This window comes from Anaeromonas frigoriresistens (assembly GCF_016820655.1).
Taxonomy (GTDB): Bacteria; Bacillota; Clostridia; order Tissierellales; family SIT17; genus Anaeromonas; species Anaeromonas frigoriresistens.
This window is the reverse complement of the sequence record NZ_WSFT01000036.1, coordinates 1-25947: the sequence shown is the minus strand read 5'-3', so window position 1 is coordinate 25947 and position 25947 is coordinate 1. Positions and strand designations below refer to the sequence as shown.

24 protein-coding genes and 1 pseudogene are annotated in these 25947 nt (G+C 29.6%); 3 read left to right on the top strand and 22 right to left on the bottom strand.

The features are described from left to right. Positions 1-414: 414 nt before the first annotated feature. The 21 genes and pseudogenes from GOQ27_RS08600 to yycF all read right to left on the bottom strand — a co-directional run bounded on the left by GOQ27_RS08600 (position 415) and on the right by yycF (position 20145). A complete protein-coding gene (locus GOQ27_RS08600) occupies positions 415-756 on the bottom strand; it encodes a zinc ribbon domain-containing protein YjdM (protein ID WP_203366444.1) in 342 nt (113 codons plus the stop codon). A gap of 228 nt (positions 757-984) precedes the next feature. Beyond that, complete coding sequence (rluF, locus tag GOQ27_RS08595; RefSeq protein WP_203366443.1) at positions 985-1773, bottom strand: 23S rRNA pseudouridine(2604) synthase RluF; 789 nt, start codon at positions 1771-1773, stop codon at positions 985-987. A gap of 132 nt (positions 1774-1905) precedes the next feature. Continuing rightward, positions 1906-2499, bottom strand: a complete 594-nt coding sequence (locus GOQ27_RS08590; protein ID WP_484477112.1) for an NUDIX hydrolase — start codon at positions 2497-2499, stop codon at positions 1906-1908. Between the two features lie 270 nt (positions 2500-2769). Then, positions 2770-3720: pseudogene (locus GOQ27_RS08585) on the bottom strand (serine hydrolase domain-containing protein); the annotation flags it as partial. 140 nt (positions 3721-3860) lie between these two features. Next, positions 3861-4943, bottom strand: a complete 1083-nt coding sequence (gene tnpB, locus GOQ27_RS08580) for an IS200/IS605 family element RNA-guided endonuclease TnpB (RefSeq protein WP_203366442.1) — start codon at positions 4941-4943, stop codon at positions 3861-3863. 223 nt (positions 4944-5166) lie between these two features. After that, positions 5167-5913 carry a tRNA pseudouridine(38-40) synthase TruA gene (gene truA, locus GOQ27_RS08575; RefSeq protein WP_203366441.1) on the bottom strand — a complete coding sequence of 249 codons (747 nt, stop codon included), beginning with the start codon at positions 5911-5913 and terminating at the stop codon, positions 5167-5169. Between the two features lie 63 nt (positions 5914-5976). Continuing rightward, positions 5977-6105, bottom strand: a complete 129-nt coding sequence (locus GOQ27_RS17325; RefSeq protein WP_286673020.1) for a hypothetical protein — start codon at positions 6103-6105, stop codon at positions 5977-5979. A gap of 62 nt (positions 6106-6167) precedes the next feature. Then, positions 6168-7484 (bottom strand): pyridoxal phosphate-dependent aminotransferase, encoded by a 1317-nt coding sequence (locus GOQ27_RS08570; RefSeq protein WP_203366440.1) that lies wholly within the window; start codon positions 7482-7484, stop codon positions 6168-6170. Positions 7485-7539: 55 nt separating this feature from the next. Then, complete coding sequence (locus tag GOQ27_RS08565) at positions 7540-7755, bottom strand: hypothetical protein (RefSeq protein ID WP_203366439.1); 216 nt, start codon at positions 7753-7755, stop codon at positions 7540-7542. Positions 7756-8145: 390 nt separating this feature from the next. Then, positions 8146-9084 (bottom strand): hypothetical protein, encoded by a 939-nt coding sequence (locus GOQ27_RS08560; RefSeq protein WP_203366438.1) that lies wholly within the window; start codon positions 9082-9084, stop codon positions 8146-8148. Then, positions 9077-9664 carry an RNA polymerase sigma factor gene (locus tag GOQ27_RS08555; protein ID WP_203366437.1) on the bottom strand — a complete coding sequence of 196 codons (588 nt, stop codon included), beginning with the start codon at positions 9662-9664 and terminating at the stop codon, positions 9077-9079. The genes GOQ27_RS08560 and GOQ27_RS08555 overlap by 8 nt, the downstream gene beginning before the upstream one ends. Before the next feature lie 322 nt (positions 9665-9986). Beyond that, positions 9987-10466 (bottom strand): 23S rRNA (pseudouridine(1915)-N(3))-methyltransferase RlmH, encoded by a 480-nt coding sequence (rlmH, locus tag GOQ27_RS08550; RefSeq protein ID WP_203366436.1) that lies wholly within the window; start codon positions 10464-10466, stop codon positions 9987-9989. Between the two features lie 56 nt (positions 10467-10522). Next, positions 10523-10690 (bottom strand): CxxH/CxxC protein, encoded by a 168-nt coding sequence (locus GOQ27_RS08545; RefSeq protein WP_203366435.1) that lies wholly within the window; start codon positions 10688-10690, stop codon positions 10523-10525. Positions 10691-10843: 153 nt separating this feature from the next. Next, positions 10844-12103: a serine protease HtrA gene (htrA, locus tag GOQ27_RS08540; protein ID WP_203366434.1), complete on the bottom strand. Its 1260-nt coding sequence runs from the start codon at positions 12101-12103 to the stop codon at positions 10844-10846. A gap of 15 nt (positions 12104-12118) precedes the next feature. Beyond that, a complete protein-coding gene (locus GOQ27_RS08535) occupies positions 12119-12913 on the bottom strand; it encodes an MBL fold metallo-hydrolase (protein ID WP_203366433.1) in 795 nt (264 codons plus the stop codon). A gap of 97 nt (positions 12914-13010) precedes the next feature. Continuing rightward, on the bottom strand, positions 13011-14270 hold the full coding sequence (locus tag GOQ27_RS08530) for a UDP-N-acetylglucosamine 1-carboxyvinyltransferase (protein WP_203366432.1): 1260 nt from the start codon (positions 14268-14270) through the stop codon (positions 13011-13013). A 194-nt stretch (positions 14271-14464) separates the two neighbouring features. Further along, entirely contained in the window at positions 14465-15319 is an 855-nt protein-coding gene (locus GOQ27_RS08525; RefSeq protein WP_203366431.1) for a two-component system regulatory protein YycI, read from the bottom strand. A 55-nt stretch (positions 15320-15374) separates the two neighbouring features. Then, on the bottom strand, positions 15375-16901 hold the full coding sequence (locus tag GOQ27_RS08520) for a hypothetical protein (RefSeq protein WP_203366430.1): 1527 nt from the start codon (positions 16899-16901) through the stop codon (positions 15375-15377). A 19-nt stretch (positions 16902-16920) separates the two neighbouring features. Next, on the bottom strand, positions 16921-17451 hold the full coding sequence (locus tag GOQ27_RS08515; RefSeq protein ID WP_203366429.1) for a hypothetical protein: 531 nt from the start codon (positions 17449-17451) through the stop codon (positions 16921-16923). Between the two features lie 180 nt (positions 17452-17631). Beyond that, the gene (locus GOQ27_RS08510; RefSeq protein ID WP_203366428.1) at positions 17632-19443 is read right to left on the bottom strand and encodes a sensor histidine kinase; all 1812 of its coding nucleotides are present in this window, start codon (positions 19441-19443) and stop codon (positions 17632-17634) included. A 3-nt stretch (positions 19444-19446) separates the two neighbouring features. After that, a complete protein-coding gene (yycF, locus tag GOQ27_RS08505) occupies positions 19447-20145 on the bottom strand; it encodes a response regulator YycF (RefSeq protein ID WP_203366427.1) in 699 nt (232 codons plus the stop codon). 225 nt (positions 20146-20370) lie between these two features. Here yycF and GOQ27_RS08500 point away from each other — a divergent pair, with 225 nt between their 5' ends. After that, positions 20371-21666, top strand: a complete 1296-nt coding sequence (locus GOQ27_RS08500) for a S8 family peptidase (protein WP_252187786.1) — start codon at positions 20371-20373, stop codon at positions 21664-21666. 50 nt (positions 21667-21716) lie between these two features. On the opposite strand, the gene GOQ27_RS08495 is transcribed toward GOQ27_RS08500, so the two are convergent. Further along, entirely contained in the window at positions 21717-23123 is a 1407-nt protein-coding gene (locus tag GOQ27_RS08495; RefSeq protein ID WP_203366426.1) for a M23 family metallopeptidase, read from the bottom strand. A gap of 557 nt (positions 23124-23680) precedes the next feature. Between GOQ27_RS08495 and GOQ27_RS08490 the strand changes: the two genes are divergently transcribed. Together GOQ27_RS08490 and GOQ27_RS08485 are read left to right on the top strand one after the other, a co-directional pair. Continuing rightward, positions 23681-24781 carry a DnaD domain protein gene (locus GOQ27_RS08490; RefSeq protein WP_203366425.1) on the top strand — a complete coding sequence of 367 codons (1101 nt, stop codon included), beginning with the start codon at positions 23681-23683 and terminating at the stop codon, positions 24779-24781. A gap of 14 nt (positions 24782-24795) precedes the next feature. Beyond that, complete coding sequence (locus tag GOQ27_RS08485; RefSeq protein ID WP_484477111.1) at positions 24796-25788, top strand: ATP-binding protein; 993 nt, start codon at positions 24796-24798, stop codon at positions 25786-25788. Positions 25789-25947: the final 159 nt, after the last annotated feature.

Genomic DNA, 25947 nt, shown 5'->3' with positions numbered 1-25947 from the left:
TTAATTATGAATTTTCTGGTTTAAAAATACACCTATTATAATACTTTTAACATATAAAATTGAGTATAACTAGGCATATTAATATTTCTTAAATTAAGGTATGCATCTTTTAGTAGTTCTTAATCTTCCCCCTCTGAATTTTTTCAATCAAAATATAATAGTCTATCTCCTATATGATAGCTAATATTTTATCCAGATAATATTCAGTTTTTTAAAGAATTAAGACCTAATATAATCATTAATTAGCACTCCCTCTTTTCACTTAATTATAATTATATTTAAATAGATTTTCAGTGTCAATGTTTTGTTTGAATCTTCTGAAATTTATTTCTTGATTAATATTTCTAAAAATAGCTCTTTAAACTCTATTAAGATATAAAAACTAGGCCTAATGCCTAGCTTCATCTAACTTATTTATATCTTTTTAACAAACTCAGATTTTAACTTCATAGCTCCAAAACCATCTATCTTACAATCAATATTATGGTCTCCATCAACTAATCTTATATTCTTAACTTTTGTTCCCATTTTTATAGCTGAAGAACTTCCTTTTACTTTAAGATCTTTAATTACTGTTACAGAATCACCATCATTTAATTCATTCCCATTTGAATCTCTAATGACTTTATCATCTTCATTCTTTTCATTTTCTAATTCTAAAGTCCATTCATGGGCACACTCTGGACAAATAAGAAGAAGTCCATCCTCATATGTATATTCCGAATTACATTTTGGGCAATTTGGTAAGTCATGCATAATGTCATTTCCTCCATTCATTGTTGTTAGCTACTTTATAGGCTTATATCCTATCATAGTCTTGTCCAACTGACAAATCTCTCTTAGTTGATATTTTTGTATATTATCTTGATATCATCTTTTTGGTTTTTAATTACCCAGTTTTTCTTCAAGTTCTTTTAATATACTAACATGATTAACTCCTATTTACTAGCCTTGTCTATCATAATATTCAATACATTCTATCTATTATAACTGAGAACCTTCTTTAGTCTTGATTGAATTGGAAACTGAGTTATTTATAGTCTTCATTTCTTCCTTAGTTAAATAACGCCATTTTCCTACAGGTAAATTATCTAAGGTTACGTTCATAATTCGTACTCGTTTAAGCTTTTTAACATTGTATCCTAAATACTCGCACATCCTTCTTATTTGTCTATTTAATCCTTGCGTTAAAATTATACTAAACACGAATTTACTTTCTTTCTTTACAAAACATTTCTGCGTTACAGTATTTAAAATAGGGATTCCGTTTCCCATTTTTCGAATAAATTCAGGGGTTATAGGCTTATCAACAGTAACAATATATTCCTTTTCATGATAATTACCAGCACGAAGAATTTTATTGACTATATCTCCATCATTGGTTAAAAATATAAGTCCTTCTGAAGGTTTATCTAGTCGACCGATGGGGAAAATCCTCTCTGGATAATTAATAAAGTCTATAATATTGCCTTTAACTTTATGCTCCGTAGTACATATAATACCTACAGGTTTATTAAAAGCTATATAAACATTGTTTTCTTTAGGTTTTATAGATTTTCCATCTACTTTTACATCATCCTCTGAAGTAACCTTAGTTCCTAGCTCTGGTTTTGCACCATTTATTGTAACTCTCCCCTGTTCGATGAGTTTATCAGCTTCTCTTCTAGAGCAAATTCCTGTTTCACTTATAAATTTATTTAACCTTATTTGTTCAGACTTTTTTTGAGAATACTCTTTATTCCTATATTTACTACTATTATTGTTTTTTTTCATCTATATCTCTCCCTTAATACTAGGATAAAATTTTCATTAGTTGTCGCTATTGCTATTTATCAAATTTTACTCTTATTTATGATTTCACCTTATTAGTTTAAAATCCTTCTATTATTATTCCACTTTTAAATATTATAATCTTACTTGTCTAGCCTTTTCTATAATTTTATTATATATATCTATTAAATATGGTTCATTGGAATATTTGTCTAGATTATTTATATCAATCCAGTGAACACCACTAGTTTCATCTCTGTTTATAATAAGTTCATCTTCTTCATCTGCTATTAAGATATATGATGTATTCAGGTGAAGATGTGATGATACATATTTACCCCTTTTAATATGTCCATATACTGGGATAATATCAATAGAAGCTAAGTCATCTGTTAGAGGCCATATATTTATAACTCCAGTTTCTTCTTTTGCTTCTTTAAGGGCTACTTCAAGCATATCACTATCACCATCTGCATGTCCTCCAGTCCAGGTCCAAGTATTATATATATTATGATGAATCATCAGTATTTTATCTAAAGATTTATTTAAAATCAATCCAGAACTTGTCATATGTGCTATTTCATTTTCCCTTATTAAAATATTCTCATAAAAATTATCAATATAATCTAAAATTACCTTTCTATCATTAGTTTCTTGTTCATTAATTGGTTTATACTTAAGAATAGTTTCTCTAAAGTCCATAGTCTTTACACTTCCTTTATTCTTCATTTATCAAAACTTTCATACCCTATGGAAAGGTTTTTATGCTTTTCATCACCAGTTTTCTACCATTTAGTTATATTACTCTATAGAATAATCAAAACTAACAGAAAACCATATTCTATTTTAAAGTTTTTCTAATTATAGTATATATAATTTTAACCCTTTTGATTTTTTTCCCATAATAAGAACTCCCCTCATAATAAACAGTTATATTATTTTAACTGTTTATTATGAGGGGAGCTAATGTTCTAAGATTTTCTTGATTATAAAAAACCTTTAACAAATTTTCTTTACTCCATCAAAAGTCAGATCTCCATTATTATCTTTTTCAATGGTATATTTCTGGTCTATCCAAATGTGATGGAATGTATTTTCTGATATTGGGTATATTGGCATTATCCACTTGGCACCTTGCTTTGCGAATTCTTGTACAAAATATAATTTTTCTCCATCCCTTTTTACTTCCACTTTTGCTCCCATTTCTTCATACAGACCTGTATAACTATCATAAATGTTTAAGTCCAGCTTAAAAGCTTCTGGTTTTAATGGCATACTATAGTTCTCGTTAAATACTATTTTTGCAATGGTTTCATTAATATTAAAGGAATTTGAAAATCCATAATTACTTAATACAAGAATAGTAACCTCATCGTCTATGTATCTCTGTATTTGATGGTTAAATCCATTACCCCAGCTTCCTCCCCCACTATGACGAGCTCTTTTTCGATTAAGGTTTTTATCTATAACCCATCCATAGCCATAGTCTTCTTTGCATGGTGTAAATATCTCATCTATGGTCTCTTTTGATACAAGCTTTTCTGTGTATAGAGCTTGATCCCACAATAACATATCCTCAACTGTTGAATAGATGGCTCCTGCTGAAAATGTACTCATTGTATCTATTTCACAGCATATTAATTTATTATCATTTACATAATATCCACTTGCTTTATTAGGAAGAATTTCAATATACTCATCAATCCCACTATCATTCATGTCTAAAGGCTCAAAAATATTTTCTTTTATAAATTCTATGTAGGACTTCCCTGTAACCCTCTCAATTATAACCCCCAGTAGATAGTATCCAAAATAGCAATAATTCCATCCTTCCCCTGGCTCAAATTCTAAAGGCATGTCTTTAAAAGTATTAAACACTTCTTCATGAGTACATAGACGTTTTCCAAGCATAAGATAAGGATCTACTACTGAAAAATCACTACTAAGTCCAGATGTGTGTGTCGTGAACCTCCCATCACTAAAGTGACGGGCTTCCTTTTCAACGGCTTGCGCCTCCTATGAAAGCAAGGACTTGTTTGAGCCTCCTATGGCATAAAATCGGATGTGGACCCCACCCTACTAAATAATACTTACGATATATTTCTTAGGCCTTCGGCCTTTATATTTTTAGCAGCATTTATATCTCTATCGTGGCTTTCGCCACAGACAGGACATTGCCATTCTCTTATTTTTAAATTCTTAACTTTTTTATTTACATACCTACATTTTGAGCAAGTTTGACTACTAGGGAAGAAAGTATCTATTTTTACATAATCCCTTCCGTACCAATCAGCTTTATATTCTAATTGAGAGGTGAATTTACCCCAAGCAGCATCAGAGATATGTTTTGCTAGTATTTTATTTTTTATCATATTCTTCACCTTTAAGCTTTCGGCCGCAATAACTTGGTTTTCGCTAATTAGCCTGTAGCTTAATTTGTGGATAAAATCTTGTCTAGCATTTTTAACTTTCTCATGAATTTTAGCCACTTTTCTTTTTTGTTTTTTGTAATTATTAGAGCCTTTCTTTTTCTTAGATAACTTTCTTTGTTCTTTAGCTAGTTTTTCCTCATGCTTAGATAAATGTCTAGGATTATCTATTATCTTTTCTTCGGAAGTTACTAAGTACCTTTTAAGACCTAAATCTAATCCCACCATATTCGTAGTCTTCTCCATAGCCTTCGGCTTATCTACCTCTACACAGACTGATACATAATATTTATCCGTAGGAGTCCTGGAAATAGTGGCATTAATGATCTGTCCTTCAAATTCTCTATGTATTCTAGCTCTAACTTTCTTTAATTTAGGCAGTTTAATATAATTTTCACCTACCTCGATATTGTTGTTGGTTAGGCTAGTCTTGTAACTCATATGAGCTTTTTTCTTATTCTTAAAAACAGGTCTTTTGTTTTGTCCTTTAAAGAAACGCTTAAAACTATCATCTAATGCTCTTAAACTGTTTTGTAGAGCAAACTTATCTACTTCTTTCAAGAACGGTTTTTCCTTCTTTAAAGAAGTTAGTCTCTTGCTATATTTATTATAACTTTGATATTCTTCTTCATTAGCGATAGCTAAAAAGTGATTATATACAAACCTAGAACATCCGATAGACTTATGTATTAATTCTTTTTGTGCTTTATTTGGATATATTCTATATTTAAAAGCTTTCTGCATATAATCACCTTCTTGTTATTGTTTTAATTTAACATTTATTACATATATTATACCATGTTTTAACTTAATTGTATATACTTTTAGGAACAAATGTTCCTTTAAATTACATAAAAAATGTCGCTCTAACCCATCACTGAAGTAACGGGTGTGCGAGCGACTTTTCATCAATTAGATAAGATTGTATAATTATAATAGTTTTAACAGTTAAAATCTTTTATATTGACTAGTATTCAACACTTATTAAACAAAGAGCTCCTGCACTAGCTTTATGACCCACATCATCCATATCCTTAGATTTAAAAGCCTTTTCAATTGTACTCATAGGTAATTGACCAAGACCTATTTGTATTAATGTACCTACTATTATTCTTTCCATATATAATAAAAATCCGTTTGCTCTCATAGTAATAATAATCTCATGTTTAGTTTCTTTTACATCTAGAGAAAATATCTTCTTAATTGATTTTTTTGTTTTCTTATTAGTAGTAAATGCTAAGAAATCGTGTTCACCTACAAGGTAGTTTGCAGCTTTTTTCATTTTAGCCACATCTACTGTTTGATTCATTAAGTTAACGTATTGTCTCTCAAACAACGGACGATTTGGGGCATCTTTTTTCCATAAACGATACTCGTAAGTTAAACTTTTCATTAGATATCTACTATGAAACCTCTCATCAACAGTTTCTATTGATAATATAATAATATCATCGGTTAAATATTTTTCGAAATAATCAAAGATTTCCTTTTTATCTAGACGCCTATCTGGTGCTGTAAAGTTAACAATTTGTCCCTTTGCATGTACCCCAGCATCAGTACTAACTGCACCAATAACCTCTACTTCTTCTTCATAAAGCTTTGACAGTATTAATTCCAACTTACCTTGAATACTCTTTTCTAATTTACCTTTTGATTTATTAAATCCTGTATATTTTCTACCATCATAAGCTATCATCATCTTATAATTTTGCATATGTATCCTCCTTTTTTAAGTACCAATTAATACATTCTATCATATATTAAGATAGGTTTATATCTATAACTGTATTGATAAAGGTACTTTACCTTTTCTCTCTTTAGTATAAATATATAGTGAATTAATTATACTCAACTCACTAATTTCAGTACCTCTCCCCACAATTAAAAAAGTTAAAATATTTTTCATTAATATAAAACCCCTAGCTAAAACTAATAAGTCCTAACTAGGGGAATAAATACTTATATTAATTATCTCTGTGATTCATATTTTCTAAGTAATTTAACAAATAACTCAGGGATTTTAGCCATTTTTTCAGGTTCTTCAACAAAAGAAACTCTAAATTGTGTATCTCCTGGGTTTTCTTCACCTTCTTTAATATCATAGAATCCGCTCATAGGTGCTACTAGTAATGTAGTTTCAACACCATCTATATCTACAGACCCTTCACCTGCACAATATAATACAAAATCACTTGCATTAAATCCAGGTTTTACTACATTTCTAACATCTATAACTGTATAAATAGATGCATCTGGGCTTGAAACAATAAGACTAGGCTCTTGTTCTTTTAATCCGTTATATACCTTCAATATTTGTTCTCTATAATATTCTCTGATTTCTTGGCACCAGTCCATAATACCTTCTTTGCTTTCATGAGCTAATGCTCCAAAAATATACTGCCCAATAGCATTTGCACAAAGATTAGCTGTATACTCTGCTACGGAACGATTATTAAATTCATCACTATCAGTAATTAATGCGCCAATTCTTAAGCCACATGCATTCCATACCTTAGAAGCTGTTTCAATACAAATTCTTCTACCTTCAATTCCAGGAACATCTTTATCAGTTATTCCCCAAATACTCACTAATGGTATATCAGCACCATAATAAAGTTCACGATATGCTTCATCACTTACCATCCACATATTATACTTTACGCAAAGTTCTGCTAAAGCTTTCATCGAATCATATTCATACATCTGGCCAGTAGGATTGTCATATGGTATTACTAATAATGCTCCTGGCTTTTCTTTTTTTATTACTTCTTCGATTTTATCAAACTCCGGAAGAGTAAACTTTCCATTTTCATTTAAGTTACGTTTTACAGTAACTGTTTTTCTTCCAGTTCTTTCAGCAAAAGAAATATAGTTTGTATATGCTGGGTCAATCATAAGTAAAGGTTTTTCATCACTTCCAGCTGGACCACATACACCAATTAGCATTAATTCCATTGCTGCAGATCCTCCATCTGTAACCTGTACGTGAAGCTTACTTGTATCAAAGCCTTCACTTTTTAGTATGTTTTTGAATGCATCTTGACATTCTTGAGTTCCAGCAGTAGTTGTATATCTAACAACTCCATTAGCAAACGGACTGTCTGGTGCATCAAGGGCAAACATTCTTTTTTGCATCGCTTTATTTGCTGGTAGCGAAACGTTTCCAATACCTACGTTAATAACCGCTTCAGGCTTTATTTTTCTTTCTTCATATTTCATTTGTGCAAGACGAACCGCTGATGGTTTTCTTGACTCAAAGTGAGCAGATAATATTGGTTTATTCATGCTAAAACCCCTTTTCATCATAAATTAATTTCTACGTAGTCATTCTACCATAATATTATATAATTTTCACCCTTTTTTTATTAGATATTTTTGTATCAATACTATCAGTAATAGATACGTCTATTTTGGGGTAAGGTGAAAAGTCTTTTTTTGTAGTATTGAGAATATACGAACCTATAATTGGTGAAATGTTGTTAAGTATTTCTAAATATAATGAGTTTATATCAGCTTCTTCTAAAAAATATTTTATAGCAAGTTTTTTAAAATTCATTACGTATGTTAATTTTATGCATATGTTACTGCCTACCCCATGCATCTAAAAATATACTCCTTTATTTCGTTCTATAAAAACACCGCAGTTACAGACCAATGTTTATTTCAATTTATCACTATTAATTTTTTCACCTCACTAACCTATTATTCTCTTTCACTAGTAATCGTCTTAATATCATTAGAGTTATTTATGAATAATATTCTCATATTGTTGCTTCCCAAATTCATAATTAAATATTGAAAAGGATGTTAATTATTGAAGTTAACATCCTTTTAATTTCAGAAAAAATTATAAAAGTAGCGTAGTTTTAAGATTTACTCCTATAGAATAAGCCCGTTATATTTCTAGGATATATCCTCTTAATAATATTACTTATCTGTATCCATCTTATTTTATTTGTTCCATAAAAGACTCCGCAATTTTTACTGACTCTTCCATAAAGAGCTCCTGCCCTTTCATAGTATTGATAACATATCTAACGCCATCAGATTCCCATATTAGGGAATGCACTTTTACTATCCTTTCTGGCTTCTTAAATAAATTTGATGTGCCCATCCCATTTTCCATAATATGTTCATACTCAGGGGTCATCATTTCAATCCAAATAGCATCTTCATTACCTATATTTGTTTTAACAACGGTACTATTATTTTCAGTAGATACTAGAACCTCTGCAGCTTGCATTTGGATAAATATGTTGTGTCCTTCTTTGTTTCTATAGGTTGCAACTATAATCCTGTATGGTTTATATGCACTGAGACCATTGAGTGCAGTCTCATCATTGATAGCTTCAATCATATCCACTTGAAGCTGTCTCCACTTTTCTTGACTTACTTGCCTTTGAATACCTACTCCCTCACTTTTATAATGATACTTATACCCGCCAGATAGACTTTCTGGATAAGACACATTAAATTTAAGCTTTTTGGAAATTTCCTCATCACTTAGTTTTGATGTTCTGATACATACAGGTGTGAATACAGGGTCTGTCGTTGATTGTTCAACAATCTTGTAATCTCCTTCTGATTTTTCAAGTACAAATATTGTTTTTATAGTGTTTACTGCATCTAATGTCAGAGCCCTAGCTGTCTCTGAAAAAATAAACAGTATCCCAGTAAAGGCTAAAACTCCACATAGCGAAACAGCAATAAATCTTCTCAAGATCACATTTAATATTCTATCTTTTAACATGTTGTGATTTGTTCGTTCCTCATCCTCAATTCGGTCAATTATTTTTGAGATCATTTCATCTGAAGGTTTGACTTCACTAGCTTTTTGTATTAAATCTTTCTTTATCATGCTTTCAAGGTTAGACTTATTAATCATCTATACTACACTCCTTCCCCTTGTATATGGTTTTATAGATATTTTTATCTATATCCTTGCCAAGTTCTTTTTCAAGAATTTTTTTTGCATTATGTAAACGAGATTTTACAGTTCCTTGAACACAGCTAAGTATTCTTGAAATTTGTTTAATCGTCATGTCATTAAAGTAATATAGAATAATCACTGATTTTAAAGGAGGACTGAGCTTTTCTATCGCTTCATGTATCACTATCCTAGTTTCTCTCGACTCTAGTTCTGCATCTAAACTTTCTTTCCACCAAGTGTTTTTGTAACTTATTTCTTCAATTGGTACTGTATGCTTGTATTTTGATGACATCTTCCACGCTATCCTTACTAATAGCTTATAAAACCACACATCAAACGCGTTGGTATCTCTTAAATTCTTTATCTTTCTATAACATTGAAAAAATGCTTCTTGAACTATATCTTCTGCTATCCCCTTATGTCCGGCAATAAGGTAAGCTGTGCCTAGAGCATTTTTACTATAGTCTTTATAAAGCTCTTCAAAGCTTTCTAGATTGCCTTGTTGACAGCTCTTAATCAAAGTTGTATTATCCAAATTTTTTACCTCCTTCAGTGTTAGGAGCTCCTATATAATAAGAGATACTCAAACTATCTAAAAGGTTCATTTTATAATAAAATTTTTTTCATTTAAAATGAAAGAGTTAATCAAGATCATCACTGGACCTCATTGTAAACATATAAAAAACTCCCCTCGTTTGCTTACCACCTGGGGAGACCTTTTATAATATTACTAACTGTACCATCTTATATATTTTTTAATAAAACAAGCCTCATCTACCTCTGACTCTTTTATTCATTTGACATATATATAATAGCATATATATAATGTAATTGCTTATTTTCATAAAAAACCGTTATCACTTATGGTAGGGTTCACCTCTACTAATTCTAAAAGCTCTATATATCTGCTCCAATAATATCAACCTCATCAATTGATGGGGAAATGTCATTTTTGAGAAGGATAATTTCATATTACTGCTTTTTATTACTTTGTCAGATAGACCTACTGATCCTCCTATTATGAAAGTGATATTACTCTTCCCTGTGACTGCAAGTCTGTCAATTTTCTCTGAGAGTTCTTCAGAGGATAGTTGATTGCCTTCTATACAAAGGGTTATCACATATGACCCATTTGGAATTTTGGAAAGTATTTTTTCTCCCTCTTTATCCTTTAGTATGTCTTCCTCTGTCTGGGACATGTTTTCTCTTGTAGCCTCGTCCTTCACTTCTACTATCTTCAATTTACAATATCCTGAGAGTCTCTTAGTAAACTCCTTTATTCCACCATTTATGTACTTTTCTTTTATCTTTCCTACTGCTATTATTGTTATGTTCATATTATAATCCTTTCATCTTACCTGCTTGTCCTAGATTTTAGCTACCTAATTAGTATTTAAACTACTAGATATTTTGGACCCTTATCACATTTATCGCATATAGATGGTGCTATCCAGTCACTAAAGGATACACTATCTAATTCATATATATCTGGTGGCTGTTCATATACTTCTACGAATTCATCTATTGCTTCAGTTAAATGGTCATTACAGACAACATACATAGTTTTCCCTCCTAAAAAATATCTTTACTCTATTATATCCTATTTTTAGTATTTCTATTTAGAAATAGATAATTCCTTGTTTTTATAAATATATTCTATTTTTAAAATTAAAAATGGAAAAAGACCTGACAACTTGTCAAGTCTTACATATCTTTATTTGTTTTTTGCCTCTTTAGGAGTTTCTTTAAATGTAATATCTAATTTTTTATTTTCTCCATTTCTTATTATAGTTATTTCTGTTGTGTCTCCTGGTTTATGATTATATAAAGCTTTTCTTAATGTTGTGTAGTTAGTTACTTCTTTATCACCAATCTTAGTTATTATATCATTTTGTTGTATTCCACCTACTGCTGCTGGTGATCCAGGTACTACTTCTATTATTATAAAACCTTCTTCTGCTTCTATATCAACACCTAAGGCTTTTTCATATTTGCTTACCTCTATCCCAGATACACCCATGAAAGCCATATTAAATTCACCCTCAGATATTATCTGTTCAATAACTGGTTTTGCAATATTTATTGGTACAGAGAATCCTAAACCTTCTGCTGAAGTTATTTTTGCTGTATTTATCCCTATAACTTTACCTTCTTTATTTAGAAGTGCTCCACCACTATTCCCAGGATTAATCGAAGCATCTGTCTGAATTAGATTTTCCATCATTACATTTTCACTGGCTATTGTTCTATCTAACCCACTAATAACTCCTGATGTTACAGTTCTTTGGAATTGTAGTCCTAGAGGATTTCCTATTGCTATTGCTGGTTCTCCTACAATTAAATCATCAGAATCCCCTAATTCTGCCACTGGTAAATTAGTATCATTTACTTTAATTATTGCTAGATCCAATGCTGATTCATTCCACAATACTTCTGCAATTGATTTGGAACCATCAGCAAATTGTACTGTTATTTCGTCTGCCTGCCCATTATCTATTACATGAGAATTTGTAAGTATATATCCATTACTCTCTATTATGACTCCAGATCCTACTCCTTCTAAAGGCACATTATTACCAAAGAAATTTTGTTGAGTAGTCATAGTGGTTATACCTACTACAGAATTCATTGATTTTTCAGCTACAGCTGAAACAATATTCATATCTTCTTGAGAATTTATAGTTATATTTTGTGGATTAACGTTTCCTCCATTATTTGGTATAGGTATAATATTACCATATAAGTATTGAGGAGCAATATATGCTGATATTAATCCACCTATTAATGCTGCCACCAAAGCTACTATAAAATAAGATATAAATCCTCTTTTAGGCTTCTCTTTTTCTCTATAGACAGGAGCTTTTGTATTTGGTGCTGGACTATGCCACTGTTTATTTTCATTATTTTCTATTTTTTCTTCCCTTTCACTATCTCCACTAAATCCATTAATGATGCTATTGTTATCATCATTCATTTCTATCCCTCCTATTTAGATAGTACAAAATACTGTGGGCTGGTGTCGATGAGCTATATCTATCTCTATATCTTTATTTATTTTTATACCCTTTGCTGTCATTATATTAACAACGGTTTGATAGGCTAGCTCTGGAAAGTTATTTTCTCTACTTAAATGGGCTAGAAATATCTTTTGAAATCTCCCTTGAAAAATTTCCGCTAATAAATTCCCGGCATCTTCATTGGATAAATGACCTTCATGACTTAGTACTCTTTTCTTGAGATAATATGGATAACTTCCTACTTTAAGCATTTCCACATCATGATTTGATTCTAGGAATAATAGGTCAGAATCTTGTATTTTACTTTTTATATTATCTGTTATTACTCCTGTGTCAGTAACTATACTTACCTTCTTATTTTTGTAATTAAAGTTATATCCCATAGAATCAATAGCATCATGACTAGTACTAAAAGTATTTATCCCTAAGTTTCCAATTTCAAAGTCGCCATTATTTTTTATTATTTTAATATTTTCTTCCTTTAATTTTCCAAGGTATTCTCTCATAACTTCCCATGTATTATTATTTGCATATATAGGAATGTTAAACCGTCTAGATAGTATACCTACCCCTTGTATATGATCTTTATGTTCATGGGTTACTAGTATACCATTTAATGAGTTTGGATCTACTCCAATTAAGTCTAGTCCTGCTTGTATCTTCTTTCCACTTAACCCAGCATCCACAAGTATCTTTGCTTTATCTGTTTCTATATATTGACAATTACCACTACTTCCACTGGCTATTGAACAAAATTTAAAAGACATTTTTACTCCTCCATACTGTCATGATTTATTTTATAGAATATTTGTGATGTTTCTGTGATGAATTAACAAAAAAATAAAAAACGAAATAACCCTTAGGCTATTCCGTCACTTTTTTAATATTTGCACCTAACCCTCTTAATTTATCTTCTATTCTTTCATATCCTCTTTCTACGTGATTTATATCATAAACTTCTGTATCTCCATCTGCAATTAACCCTGCTATTACACAAGCAGCCCCTGCTCTTAAGTCAGTGGCAGTTATTTTTGTACTACTTAATGGAGTAGCTCCTCTTATTATAGCTGACCTACCATCTACTTTTATATTTGCACCCATTCTTTTTAGTTCATCTACATACTTAAATCTACCTTCAAATATGCTTTCTGTTACTATACTAGTACCTTCTGCTTTAGTAAGTAATACTGATATAGGTTGTTGAAGATCTGTAGGAAATCCTGGATAAGGTAGTGTTTTTATATTAATACTCTTTAGATTAGGTTTTCCTATAACTCTAATAGAATCATCATTCTCAATTATCTCTACTCCTAATTCTTTTAATTTAGCAGTAATTGATTCTAAATGTTTTGGAATAATATTTTTAATCAGCACATCCCCTTCTGTAGCTGCTGCTGCTACTATATATGTTCCTGCTTCAATTTGATCGGGGATTACACTGTATGTACACCCATGAAGTTCTTTAACTCCTCTGATCTTTATAACATCTGTACCGGCTCCTCTAACCTCTGCTCCCATTGCATTTAAGAAGTTTGCTGTATCTACAACGTGAGGTTCCTTTGCTGCATTTTCTATTATAGTTTTACCTTCAGCCATAACTGCTGCTAACATGACATTTATAGTTGCTCCTACACTTATTACATCCATGTAGATATCATTTCCAATTAATTTATCAACTTCACAATTTATAACTCCATGCTCAATTTTAACTGTACTTCCTAATGCTTCAAACCCTTTTATATGTTGATCTATCGGTCTTGAACCAATATCACATCCTCCAGGATATGCCACATGGGCCTCTTTAAATCTTCCTAATCCAGCTCCTACTAAATAGTAAGATGCTCTAAGTCTTTTAGCCATATCATAGGATGCTACACAATCCTCTATAGTAGAAGTGTCTATATCTATTGCATTATTTGCTTCATCTAAATACACTTCTGCACCTAATTCTTTCATCATATCAACTAATATATATACATCGCTTATTAGCGGCACATTCTCGATTCTGCATTTATCCTTTGCTAACAATGTAGCAGGAATTATTGCTAAAATAGCATTTTTAAATCCACTTATATTTACTTCACCTGTTAATCTATTTCCACCTTTAATTATAAATTTATCCATATTTTAAGCTGACCGAAATCAGCTGTTCACCCCTCTTTCAGTATTATCTTCTAGTAATATTCTCGCCTATACATCTATTATATACAATTTATACATATTTTTAAATACTCACGACTAGATTATATCTAAATATCTAGTCTCATTTTCTATATTATAACCTATATAAAAGAAAAAGAGTCCATTAATTTGGACTCTTAATTTTCATAAAGATATTTAATTGTTCCATCCGTAAATTCTATTTTCCATGCAGGTATTGCATCTCCTGATCTTGGTTCTCTAAAATCATAAACTTTTGTATCTGTGGGATCAAAATAATAACATAAAATAATATCTTCAATATTTTTTCCATAAATTTCTTTCTGGGATAAAAGTTTTAATAAAGAATCTGTGGCTGGTCTTAAGTCAATGTTATTTTTTTTCTCTTTAATAGGTTCTATCCATAATCTTTCAAAATTTACTACTCTTGAAGAATATATTGTAAATTTCATATAACTCTTTTCTATTATAGTATCTTTATATTTCTTTGAATACACTAAATAATAGGAATCATCATTTTTTCTCATCTCACTTAACACATAATCTTCTGTACTAAATCCTTTATCTCTTACAAAATTATTTACTACCGCATAGGGATCATATTCAGAATTTCCTACCTTGGTTCTGTCTTTATTTATATATACTAACTCTTTTTCTTTTATTATCTTTAATACTTCATTTCCATTATTGAATATTATTTCATCTTCTTTAGTCTCTACACTATTGGTATCTATTATATCTCCTATATTTAAAAACTTCCTTGCCATCTCAATTTTTTCACTGTCTGTTCTATAATCTTCAAACTCCACTTCTAGAAGTCCCTCATCTGGAATATCATTGGGAATTTCTGTATGAATTTCAACATTAATTTCTTTAAGCTTTTCTATTACATCAGCTTCAGTAGTTATATACTGCTTCATTCCCTTTGATCTATAGAGAAAAGTAGATAGTAGTATAATATTCATTATTAAAAAAGCAATAATTAATATTTTTTTAGCTTTTGACCAATCCATTAAATTCTACAACTCCTTTTTAAAAGAGTGCTCCGTGAAAATATAATTTAATTATTTAATCTATAGATTCAACATCTAATTTAGTTCCATCACTAGTATCAAATATATATCTCTTCTTGCCAATATCTATGACCCATACATCATCTAAGGGAGTATTATAATATTCTTTAGCGTTATCATAATAGCCTAGAGATACATTATCTATAGAAGATACTATTATCTCCCGAATTTTTTGCTCCATATTTTTTGCTATAGAATTCTCATCGTTAATAAAATCTCTTATTATTTCATCCATATTCTTTTCAATTATTTCTTCAGGAGTCATTCGTTCTTCCCCATAAATACGAGTTTCTTCTTCAAATATACTATCTCTATAAAATCTTTTATAACTTTTTACTTGATCATTAAATACTTCAACGATTAAAGGTTTCATTAATTGTTTATTTTCACTATTTATATTATTTATATATACTGGTCTGCCTTGTATATTATATTCAAAAGTAAATCTATATCCTTTACTACCATCTTCAGATTCAATTTCTTCAATATTTGATAAGTAACTTTCTTCTGGTAATCTATCTTTAGTAGTTACAAACTCAATAATAGTATTAAAACTTTCATAAAGATTTCTTTCTATTGTTACATTATCTAATGTATTAGAATATTCAATTAACCCATTAGGATAAACTAATAATCCTGTATTTTGATTATACATATAAACAATTGCACCACTATTATCTACTATTTTTCTTAAATAAGATAAATCCTTATCAAAGAAACCCTCTGCAATTTTATCAATATGACTATTATCTTCTGCTCTATGAATGTCTTCTAAATTATTTTGTGGTATTTTTTCACTATATTCATTCTTTTTTTTCGTAGTATCTATTACATCTATATCATTTTTTACTTTGATATTCTTTTTATTGCTTGGTACACTAGTAGGTATATATACATCTTCTTTGGTTCCTAAAATAATCCTACCGGGCCAATAATTTACGAAATCTCTAGAATTCTTAAGGTTTTCTATAGATTTATCTAAGTCATCACTATCATAGGTTAAGTCATTTATTTTAATAACCTTTTCTTCATTGCTTAAGATTATATATGATTCATTACCTATTCTTATATATACATCTTTTATAGATTCTATATTCCCCTCTATGTTGGTAGGTATAGGCATATCTAATGCTTTTGATAGTAATCTAATAGGGATTTCATCAGGGAATTCAAGATTAATTGACTTTTCACTTTTTTCATCTATTAATTCTTTGCTTGTAATTTCAGTAATATTAAGCATATCATTCATAAAGGTATCTTTAATAATTACTGTTGCTTTACCCCATAAATCATCCTTTTCATTAGAATATACTATAGTATGGGTACCCTCAGAATAATTTACTAGTATTCTCTTTGGAGAAATAATTTGAGATATGATTAAATCCTTAGAAGAATCATATTTATTGTCTCCTAAGGATGAGAATAAATCATTATTAGTATCAAATAAGGTTTTACTAGCAAGAAATAGGCTCATTATGAACAAAGTGGTTAAAATAAAAGTATTAATTTTACCTTTATCCATAGGATAGCCACCTCACCTTCTAATCACTTTCTATTATTGATTTTAATAGTTCTTTAATATCTACGTCATTTAATATATTTGCTTTACTAAGATATTCTTTAGCTATATCTTCACTGGTAACACTTATATCTCTAGTAAAGATATAAGTATTATCATCATTATTAGTTTCTACAATAATTTTATTTCTTCCCTGGGGAAGTTTTAATTCTATGTTATATCGACCTAACTCTCCCACTTCTGTTTTTGTAGTTAGAATTGGCTCCTCCTCAATAGAAGAAGTATCATTATTTAATTTTGATTTATTAATAGATAATAGCTCATCAAAATTATATACTTTTATAATTATACTGCTATCCTCTTCAGCCTTTCCTGATAATAGTATAATTTTTTGGGAAGTCACTAAATTATTTTCCGGCATTATGATCTTATAATTATTATTAGGAATCGTTATTACATTTGTTGGGTTTATTGGGTTTGTTGAATGGGCTGTTGTATAGGTACTACCTAACATAATCATTATTAATGTACTAGATAATATTTTCTTTATCATGGTTTATCCTCCTCAAAAATCAAGGTAATTATCTTCTTATATAATAGATCCCTTATATCCTTTAATTTCTAATGTCCTTATATATTTATATAATCTGTGTTTAATATAACACTACAATTATATAAGAGTTATATTACAGAGATATTACCTAGGCTTTAAAATTAAATTACATAAACCATGTTAACTATCTAAATTATCTTTTATTGGTAATGTTATATTCACCCTTGTACCTTTGCCATATTCACTTTCTATGTTTATCTTTCCATTATGAGATTCTATTATTCTTTTTGAGATGGAAAGTCCTAATCCAGTTCCTCCCAAATCTCTTGATCTTGCTTTATCAACTCTATAGAATCTTTCAAATATTCTTTCTAAATCTTCTTTAGGTATTCCAATACCATTATCTTCTATTATAATTTTAACTGCTTCAGATTGCTTTACCCCTTTGACTTCTATAAAGCCATTTTCAGGAGTATACTTTATAGCATTACTCAATATATTTAAAATAACTTGTTCAATAGCGTCTTTATCCGCATACACTAAGGGTACATTATCATCTACATCTATTTTAATTTCTTGCTTTTTCTCTTTTATCGAAATTTCTAACTTCGTATAACTCTTTAATAATAAGTCAGACAAAGATATAAATTCCTTTTCCCATTTTACTTCCTTATTATCAAAATTTGATAATTGAAGAAGATCCCTTACTATTCTAGACATCCTATCACACTCATCATTTACTACACCTAAAAATTGTATGCTTAAATCCTTACTCTCTAATGCTCCATCTAACAGTGTCTCTGTATAACTTTTTATTGTTGTTATAGGAGTTTTAAGTTCATGGGATACATTTGCAACAAATTCTCTTCTAAGATTGTCTAGATTTTGTTGCTCTGTTATATCTTGAAATACTATAATTATTCCTCCAAATTCATCCCCTTCATTTAAGTAGGGTGCAAATCTTGCCATATATGTGGATGTTTCAGTTTCTATCATTTGTTTTCCTTTTAAATCTTCATTTTGTATTATATTTTTTAATGTTAAATATTTGTTCACTGAAGATATTATTTCATCATAATCTTTATTTTTTAAATCTTCACCTTTAACTTTTAAAATGTTTTTAGCTATAGGATTAGCATGAGATATTCTACCTTTAATATCCACTGCTATAACACCATCCGCCATATAGTTAAAAATAGTTTCCATCTTGCTTTTTTCTCTAAATATTTCTGATATAGTAGTATCTAATTTTCTAGTTAGTAGATTAAACATACTTGCTAGCTGTCCTATTTCATCATCTGACTTTACATCAACATATTGTTTAAAGTCACCTTCCGCCATCTTTTCAGCTTTTACTGTAACATCTTTTATTGGTTCTGTTATACTACTAGCTATCATAAATCCTAGTATTACTGTAATTGCCAAAGCTAATAATGTAGCTTCAATAAATATAGTTTTAGTCTCAGAAATAGTATCATTTATATTTTTTAGATCATAAATTATATATATTACTCCTCGTACTTCTCCTTCTTCATTTTTTATTGGATATGCTAGATCCCTTAATGTCATTTCCTCATTATATTCGAAAATTTCATTTCCATTGGAAGCTTCAACTATTAGAGTAGGAGATATCTGTGGTATGTTATAGGCACTTTCTCCTATAAGTCTTTCTTCTTGGCCTATATTAGTTGAAATTATTTCTGGAGAAACTTTAGTAGTGTCTACAATATAAACCCTATTATCTGTAGTATAGATAGGGGATTTAGTTAATAAATCACTCTTTTCCTCATCCCCTAACTTATCCCAACTTCCTTCTTTTATCGTAGGAGAAAAAGCCAATATACTTTGCGCTTGAGCTTTCATAGAGCTCTCTACCTGTTTTAATTGATTTTTTTCAAATACTGTTACTATAAATATTCCTGCTATAATCATTGCTATAAATACCAATAAAAAATAAACAGTTATAAATTTAATTCTAATGCTTTTAAACATTATCTATGCCCTCCTGAAGTAATAGCCTACTCCCCTCTTTGTTATTACATATTGAGGATTGCTAGAATTATCTTCAATTTTTTCTCTTAATCTTCTTATCGTTACATCTACAGTTCTTATATCTCCATAATACTCATATCCCCATACTTCTTGTAAAAGTTTTTCCCTAGAGAATACTTGTTCTGGTTTAGTCGATATAAATCTTAGCAATTCAAATTCTCTCAATGTGAGGTCAATAACTACACCATTCTTTATTACTTCATATTTGTTTAAATCTATCTCTAGGTTTCCAGATTTTATTATATTTCTAGGCTCTTTTTCACTAACATTCTTCACCATTTCTCCCCTTCTAATATTAGCTTTAACTCTTGCACTTAACTCTCTTATACTAAAAGGTTTTGTAATATAGTCATCTGCCCCCATCTCTAATCCTAAAATCTTGTCTACTTCCTCTTCTTTTGCAGTTAACATAATTACAGGAGTATCTTTCTTTTCTCTAATTTCTTTTAAAACTTCAAATCCATCTTTTTTAGGTAACATTATGTCAAGTAATATCAAGTCTGGATCCCATTCCATAGCTATCTTTACTGCCTCTTCCCCATCGTGAGCTAAGGAAACATCATAACCTTCTTTTTGTAGGTTAAATCTTAATATATCCGCGATTGGTTTTTCATCATCTACAACCAGTATTTTTTTTGCCATAAAAATCCTCCTATCTTTAATTACAATTAATGGAACTCTTATATCTATTCTATATATTATACGAATTTCCTTCAAAATAATAATTTAATATTTTGAATCTCTAGTACTTAATTTGCAAGTTTATATAATTATAACATAGTATCTCCAAACTTAATTAGAACAAATAAAAATGTAATAACCTTTTAATCACCTACCGCATAGATTAAATCATAGGAAGGTGATTTTATGAGACGGGGGAAAAGAATTAAGATTGATCCTTTAGTCAGTGCTAAATTGAACTCCATATCTAAGGGAGAAATTCCGATTATAATAAGGTTTAAAAATAATAACACTAGTAAGATATCTACTATGTCTTCAAAGTTAAAATATGAGCTTCCTATTGTAGGAGCTATTGCCTGCAGTATGAATCTCAATGATATAAGTTCATTAAGTAATGATCCTGATGTAGAATTCATATCATTTGATGGTAAAGTATTTGCTCAGTTAGATATTGTAAATGAATCTATAAAAACGAATTTTCCTAAAGAAAAAAATTTTACTGGTGAAGGTGTAACAGTTGCTGTAGTAGATACAGGATTTTCACCTCATGTAGACTTAATTAGACCTACAAATCGGATCTTAGGTTTTAAAGACTTTGTAAATAACCGTAATAAACCCTATGATGATAATGGCCATGGAACTCATATCGCAGGAATAATTGCAGGCAGTGGCTATTCATCTAATGGTAAATACACAGGTATAGCTCCTTCAGCTAATTTATTAATAGTAAAAGCTTTGGATAGTTCTGGTAGTGGAAGTACTTCTGATATTGTATCAGCGATACAATGGGTTATCGAAACTAAAGACAAATATAATACTAAAATATTAAACTTATCCTTAGGTACACCAGCTAATAGTTCATATACATCTTGTCCATTAGCTCAGGCTGTAGAAGAAGCAGTAAAGTCAGGATTGACTGTAGTTTGTGCAGCAGGAAATAGCGGTCCTTCAAAGGGTACAATTTTATGTCCTGGAAATGCTCCATCAGGAATTACAGTAGGCGCAATAGATGATAATAAAACTCCAGAGATAAATGATGATTTTATAGCAAATTTTTCTAGTAGAGGTCCTACAAAAGATGGTTACAAAAAACCGGACGTAGTGGCTCCAGGAGTTGATATTATGAGCTTATCAAATAAAAATTCTTCTGGATATATATCATTAAGTGGAACATCTATGGCTACTCCAGTTGTAACAGGAGCATGTGCTTTATTACATCAAAAGCATGCTGATTTAACTCCAAAAAAAGCAAAGAAAATGATTGTAGGTTGTTGTAGCAACATAGGTTTCTCTCAAAACGAACAAGGTGCAGGAGTCATAGATTTAGAAAAATTATTTGATAAAGACTATGCCAGTAAATATGATACTATATCTTTCAATGACCCTGAAAAATTTGACAGTCAGGGAGTCTTTGGTGGATTTATTGATGATAATATAATAATTATATTATTGATAATTCTTTTATTTCTATGGGATATATAAATTAAAAGACCTAGGAAAATTCCTAGGTCTTAACTCTCTTATTATTATTATTATCTTAAATAATTATATGGATTACGATGCCTTCCATTTACAAGAACTTCAAAATGAAGATGAGGTCCTGTACTTCTACCTGTGTTTCCTACTGCTGCTATAGATTGACCTTTAGCAACTTTTTGTCCCTTACTAACGTATAATTTACTACTATGGGCATATTTAGTAGCATATCCATTTCCATGATCAACCTTAATCATATAACCATATGAACCACTATACCCAGCAAATGTTACAACACCATTATCTGCTGCTCTTATGGTGGTTCCAGTAGAAGCTGCTAAATCTATACCTGAATGAAATCCTGATCCTCTAGGTCCATAGGAGGAAGTTAACCTTCCATTCACAGGCATTGAGAATTGCCCAGTACCTCTAGAAGAAGGAATAGCCTTTGTTCCTTTTGTAATTATTTGTGCTATAGGTTGAGATTTTATTGTTTGAGATATTACTTCTTTAGCTATTTCTATTCCATTTCTTTTTTCTAATTTTACTACTACCTCTTTTTTTCCTTCTGTTCCTTCTTGTTTAACTTTCTTCTGATTTGAATATAAACTATCAGATTTTTCATATTTTACTTCATATGGTATTTCTTCTGTATAGGTTTTAGTTTCATAAGTAACTACAGTTATATATGATTTTGGTGCTATTAGACTTATTTCATCTCCTTCTCTAATACTTTCTGGAGTTAGAGATGGATTAGCTTTTACCAAATCTTCCACTGTAATTTTATTATTGCTAGCAATTTCCCAAAAACTTTCTCCTTCTTTAACTATATGAGTCTTTTCCTCATTAGTTCCTTTTTTAAGGATATTTATTAAATCATTTGAATTTTGAATTTGAGATACGTCTACCTTAACTTGTTCTATTTTAATGTCTTCAAGGATTTTAACTTCTTCTATTTTTGAATTTTCATTTGAATTTTCTATGTATGGCTTTTTTATATCTTCTATTATGTTTTTAGCTACTTTATCACTTTTAACAATACCTACAAGTTTACCATCAACCTTTAGTCCATATGCTAATACACTTTCTCCAACCCTATTTTTGATATTATTATAAATGTTTGTTTTGGAAGTTAATTCTTCATCCTCTGCATAGGTCTGTTGGAAAGTAAATTCCTCATTATGTAATAATTCAAATCCAGATTCTTTCTTAAAATTATCTTTTATATGATTATATGTATTCAATACTAATTGCTTATCCCTTACCATACCTATTTTTTCTTCACCTAGGCTAACTTCATAAGCTTCTGTATATTTTTTATGTTCAATATTAGATTTTATTGTTGCGCCACTTAATATTCCTATTATAAGAACTGCTACAACAATAATGCTAAATCTTATGTCTTTAAAACGAGAACTCTTTTTTCCAATAACGCCAATGGCTCTCTTAATAAAATCATTCATAAAACTTCCTCCCCAAGAAAATCCTCTATATTTTTTTATATATTGTGATTTAACTTTCGTTTGTTGGGTATTTAAATGGTATATAAAAAACTGCGACTATTTGCTAAAATTATTTCACTAGTAATCTACTGATAACACTTTTGTAATACAATCGTAATAAAGTACCCCTCAATTATATCAGTTGCTTTACGAATAAGCAAATATTTTTTTGTGTAAAGCATGTCTATAATACATAATATTCTATTAATTTTTTATTATTACTTAATTCCTCTTTTATTTGAGGAATATTTTTATGATAATTTCCCAATAATCTATAAAAGTTATTTCCATATAAACTTGTTTGTAACTGTATAAAATAGGTATAATTCTTAACCTAGTAAATATGTCTCTATAAAATTATTCCATGGTATTTCCTCCATATTGTCTATTAAGATATTGTATGTTAAAGTAATTTATGATGTCTATTATATTTTGGTTATGTTACTTAAATATTACAATAGTATAAGTATTTCCTATGATATAATAATTATTAATAAAAGTTTGGCAGGTGAGTTAAATTGAGTTTTTATATTGAAACTACAGATATAGATTTAGGGGATACCCCTATAGAAAATATTTTTATAAATGATTTCATGCCTATGGCTCACGGTACCTATGTGAAAGTGTATTTATTAGGATATAAATACGCCAAGGATAAAGATGATAATATAAATGTAGATAATAGAACTATTGCTAAACATTTAGATGTTCCCCTTGGTGATGTTCTTAGTGCATGGGATTTTTGGGAAAATAAAGGAATAATAAAAAAAATTTTTGAAGATGAGAGCAATAACATAGATTATAATATTGAGTTCTTGAATCTTAAACAACTCTACATTAATAATTTAATAAAACCAAAATCAACTGATACTAAAATAGAAAGTGGAAAAGAAAGCTATACTAAACCCTATACAGCTACTTCAGAAGAACTAGTAGAAGCAAAGAAAGTGCCAGCTATTAATGAAATGTTTAACGAAATACGATTAGTTATAAAACGATATATTACTCCTAATGAATATAAGCGTATCTATGAATGGATAGATAATTATAATATGAGCCCTGAAGTGATAGTAAGAGCATTTCAGTATTCTTTAGAAAAAAAGAATAGAAGGAATATATCCTTTGTGGAAGGAATTATCCGGAACTGGTATGCTGATGATATTACAAATATCGAGAAGTTAGATGCTTATATGAGCAAAAGAGATGAAAGATTTTATAGATATAATAAGGTAATAAGATACCTTGGTCTAAAAGGTATGGCAAGTGAACCTCAGAAGAAATATATTGATAGATGGTTTGATGAGTGGAACTTTAGTATGGAACTAGTCCTAAGGGCCTGTGATGAAACTACTAAAATTAGTGAAATTAGCTTCGATTATATTGATGGTGTTTTAAAGAATTGGAATAATGAAAACGTGAACTCCTTAGAAGATGTGGAAAAAAGAAAAGAAAATTTTAAAACTAATAAAGAAGATGTTTTAAAAAAGAAAGTAACTCCCACAAAAAAGAAAAAAGTATATACACAGTTTCATAATTTTCAGCAACGTACTACTAAGTACTCAGCTGATGAGTTAGAGAAAAAAATCAGAAAAAATTTCGAAGAGAAAATTAACGGATAATAAACTTTATAAGGGTGATTATATTGAATAAGAATATAATTAAAAAGATTCTTAATGAATACGATAAGAAAAGGGATAAAGCTATCCTCAATCAAAAAATGAGAAGACAAGAGGTATATAGTAAGATTCCCCGTCTCCAAGATATTGATAAGAAAATAACTGAGGCAAGTATATCTATATCAAAAGTTATAATAGAAGACCCTCTTAGTTATGAGAATAAAATAAGTAAATTAAGATTTCAATTAGAAGAGCTAAAAAAAGAAAAAGCAATCTTACTTACGGAAAATAATATACCTTTAGAATATTTAAATGTAAATTATAAATGTAATAAATGTAATGATACTGGATATTTTAAAAATGGCGAAAAATGTAGTTGTTTTAAACAAGCTCTCATAAATGAATCATATGAGATGTCCAATCTTTCTAAAATGCTTCAAAAAGAGAATTTTAATAATTTTAATATCAATATTTTTAGTAATAATCCTATAGAAGGTGAAGATAGAACACCTCAAGAAAATATGATGAATATCTTAAATATTTCCGAAGGATTTGTTATAAACTTTGATAAGGATAATGGAGAGAATCTATTATTTTATGGCCAGACTGGCCTAGGAAAGACTTTTATGGCTAATTGTATAGCTAAGTCTTTATTAGATAAAGGTTATATTGTTGTGTACCAAACGGCCTTTAAGATTATGGATATAATCGGTTCTCATAAATTCAATAGAAATAATGATGATATTGGAGAAAAAGAATATAGTTTATTATTTGATGCGGATCTATTAATCATTGATGACCTAGGCACTGAATTTACAAATTCCTTTACTAATACAGAGATATTTAATATTGTTAATACTCGCTTATTGAATGGTAAAAAAATGATAATATCTACTAATTTTTCACCAAAAGAGTTTGCAGATACGTATACTGATAGAACTTTTTCTAGAATATTTAGTAATTTTGTACCTCTTAAATTTTTTGGGGATGATCTAAGGTGGGAAGCATAGAGTCTAATATAGACTCTTTTTTTTTGTTAAAAAATAAAAGAATAGAAAAAAACCAGAGAGGTCACAGCGCTCTCCGGCCTTTTTCTTTAATTTATGTGGAGCTGATGAGAGGACTTGAACCCCCAACCTACTGATTACAAGTCAGTTGCTCTACCAATT

Excerpts from the sequence above, each read along its gene's own strand:
- GOQ27_RS08600 (WP_203366444.1), bottom strand. The coding sequence starts at position 756 with ATGCATGACTTACCAAATTGCCCAAAATGTAATTCGGAATATACATAT.
- GOQ27_RS08495 (WP_203366426.1), bottom strand. The coding sequence starts at position 23,123 with ATGAATGATTTTATTAAGAGAGCCATTGGCGTTATTGGAAAAAAGAGT.
- rlmH (WP_203366436.1), bottom strand. The coding sequence starts at position 10,466 with ATGAACATAACAATAATAGCAGTAGGAAAGATAAAAGAAAAGTACATA.
- GOQ27_RS08510 (WP_203366428.1), bottom strand. The coding sequence starts at position 19,443 with ATGTTTAAAAGCATTAGAATTAAATTTATAACTGTTTATTTTTTATTG.
- GOQ27_RS08525 (WP_203366431.1), bottom strand. The coding sequence starts at position 15,319 with ATGGATTGGTCAAAAGCTAAAAAAATATTAATTATTGCTTTTTTAATA.
- GOQ27_RS08565 (WP_203366439.1), bottom strand. The coding sequence starts at position 7,755 with ATGAATTTTAAAAAACTTGCTATAAAATATTTTTTAGAAGAAGCTGAT.
- GOQ27_RS08590 (WP_484477112.1), bottom strand. The coding sequence starts at position 2,499 with ATGAAGAATAAAGGAAGTGTAAAGACTATGGACTTTAGAGAAACTATT.
- truA (WP_203366441.1), bottom strand. The coding sequence starts at position 5,913 with ATGCAAAATTATAAGATGATGATAGCTTATGATGGTAGAAAATATACA.
- GOQ27_RS08500 (WP_252187786.1), top strand. The coding sequence starts at position 20,371 with ATGAGACGGGGGAAAAGAATTAAGATTGATCCTTTAGTCAGTGCTAAA.
- GOQ27_RS08520 (WP_203366430.1), bottom strand. The coding sequence starts at position 16,901 with ATGGATAAAGGTAAAATTAATACTTTTATTTTAACCACTTTGTTCATA.
- GOQ27_RS08560 (WP_203366438.1), bottom strand. The coding sequence starts at position 9,084 with ATGATTAATAAGTCTAACCTTGAAAGCATGATAAAGAAAGATTTAATA.
- GOQ27_RS08545 (WP_203366435.1), bottom strand. The coding sequence starts at position 10,690 with ATGTATGTTGTCTGTAATGACCATTTAACTGAAGCAATAGATGAATTC.
- tnpB (WP_203366442.1), bottom strand. The coding sequence starts at position 4,943 with ATGCAGAAAGCTTTTAAATATAGAATATATCCAAATAAAGCACAAAAA.
- GOQ27_RS08535 (WP_203366433.1), bottom strand. The coding sequence starts at position 12,913 with ATGTCTTTTAAATTTTGTTCAATAGCCAGTGGAAGTAGTGGTAATTGT.
- GOQ27_RS17325 (WP_286673020.1), bottom strand. The coding sequence starts at position 6,105 with ATGAAAAATATTTTAACTTTTTTAATTGTGGGGAGAGGTACTGAAATT.
- GOQ27_RS08530 (WP_203366432.1), bottom strand. The coding sequence starts at position 14,270 with ATGGATAAATTTATAATTAAAGGTGGAAATAGATTAACAGGTGAAGTA.
- GOQ27_RS08570 (WP_203366440.1), bottom strand. The coding sequence starts at position 7,484 with ATGAATAAACCAATATTATCTGCTCACTTTGAGTCAAGAAAACCATCA.
- yycF (WP_203366427.1), bottom strand. The coding sequence starts at position 20,145 with ATGGCAAAAAAAATACTGGTTGTAGATGATGAAAAACCAATCGCGGAT.
- GOQ27_RS08515 (WP_203366429.1), bottom strand. The coding sequence starts at position 17,451 with ATGATAAAGAAAATATTATCTAGTACATTAATAATGATTATGTTAGGT.
- rluF (WP_203366443.1), bottom strand. The coding sequence starts at position 1,773 with ATGAAAAAAAACAATAATAGTAGTAAATATAGGAATAAAGAGTATTCT.
- htrA (WP_203366434.1), bottom strand. The coding sequence starts at position 12,103 with ATGAATGATGATAACAATAGCATCATTAATGGATTTAGTGGAGATAGT.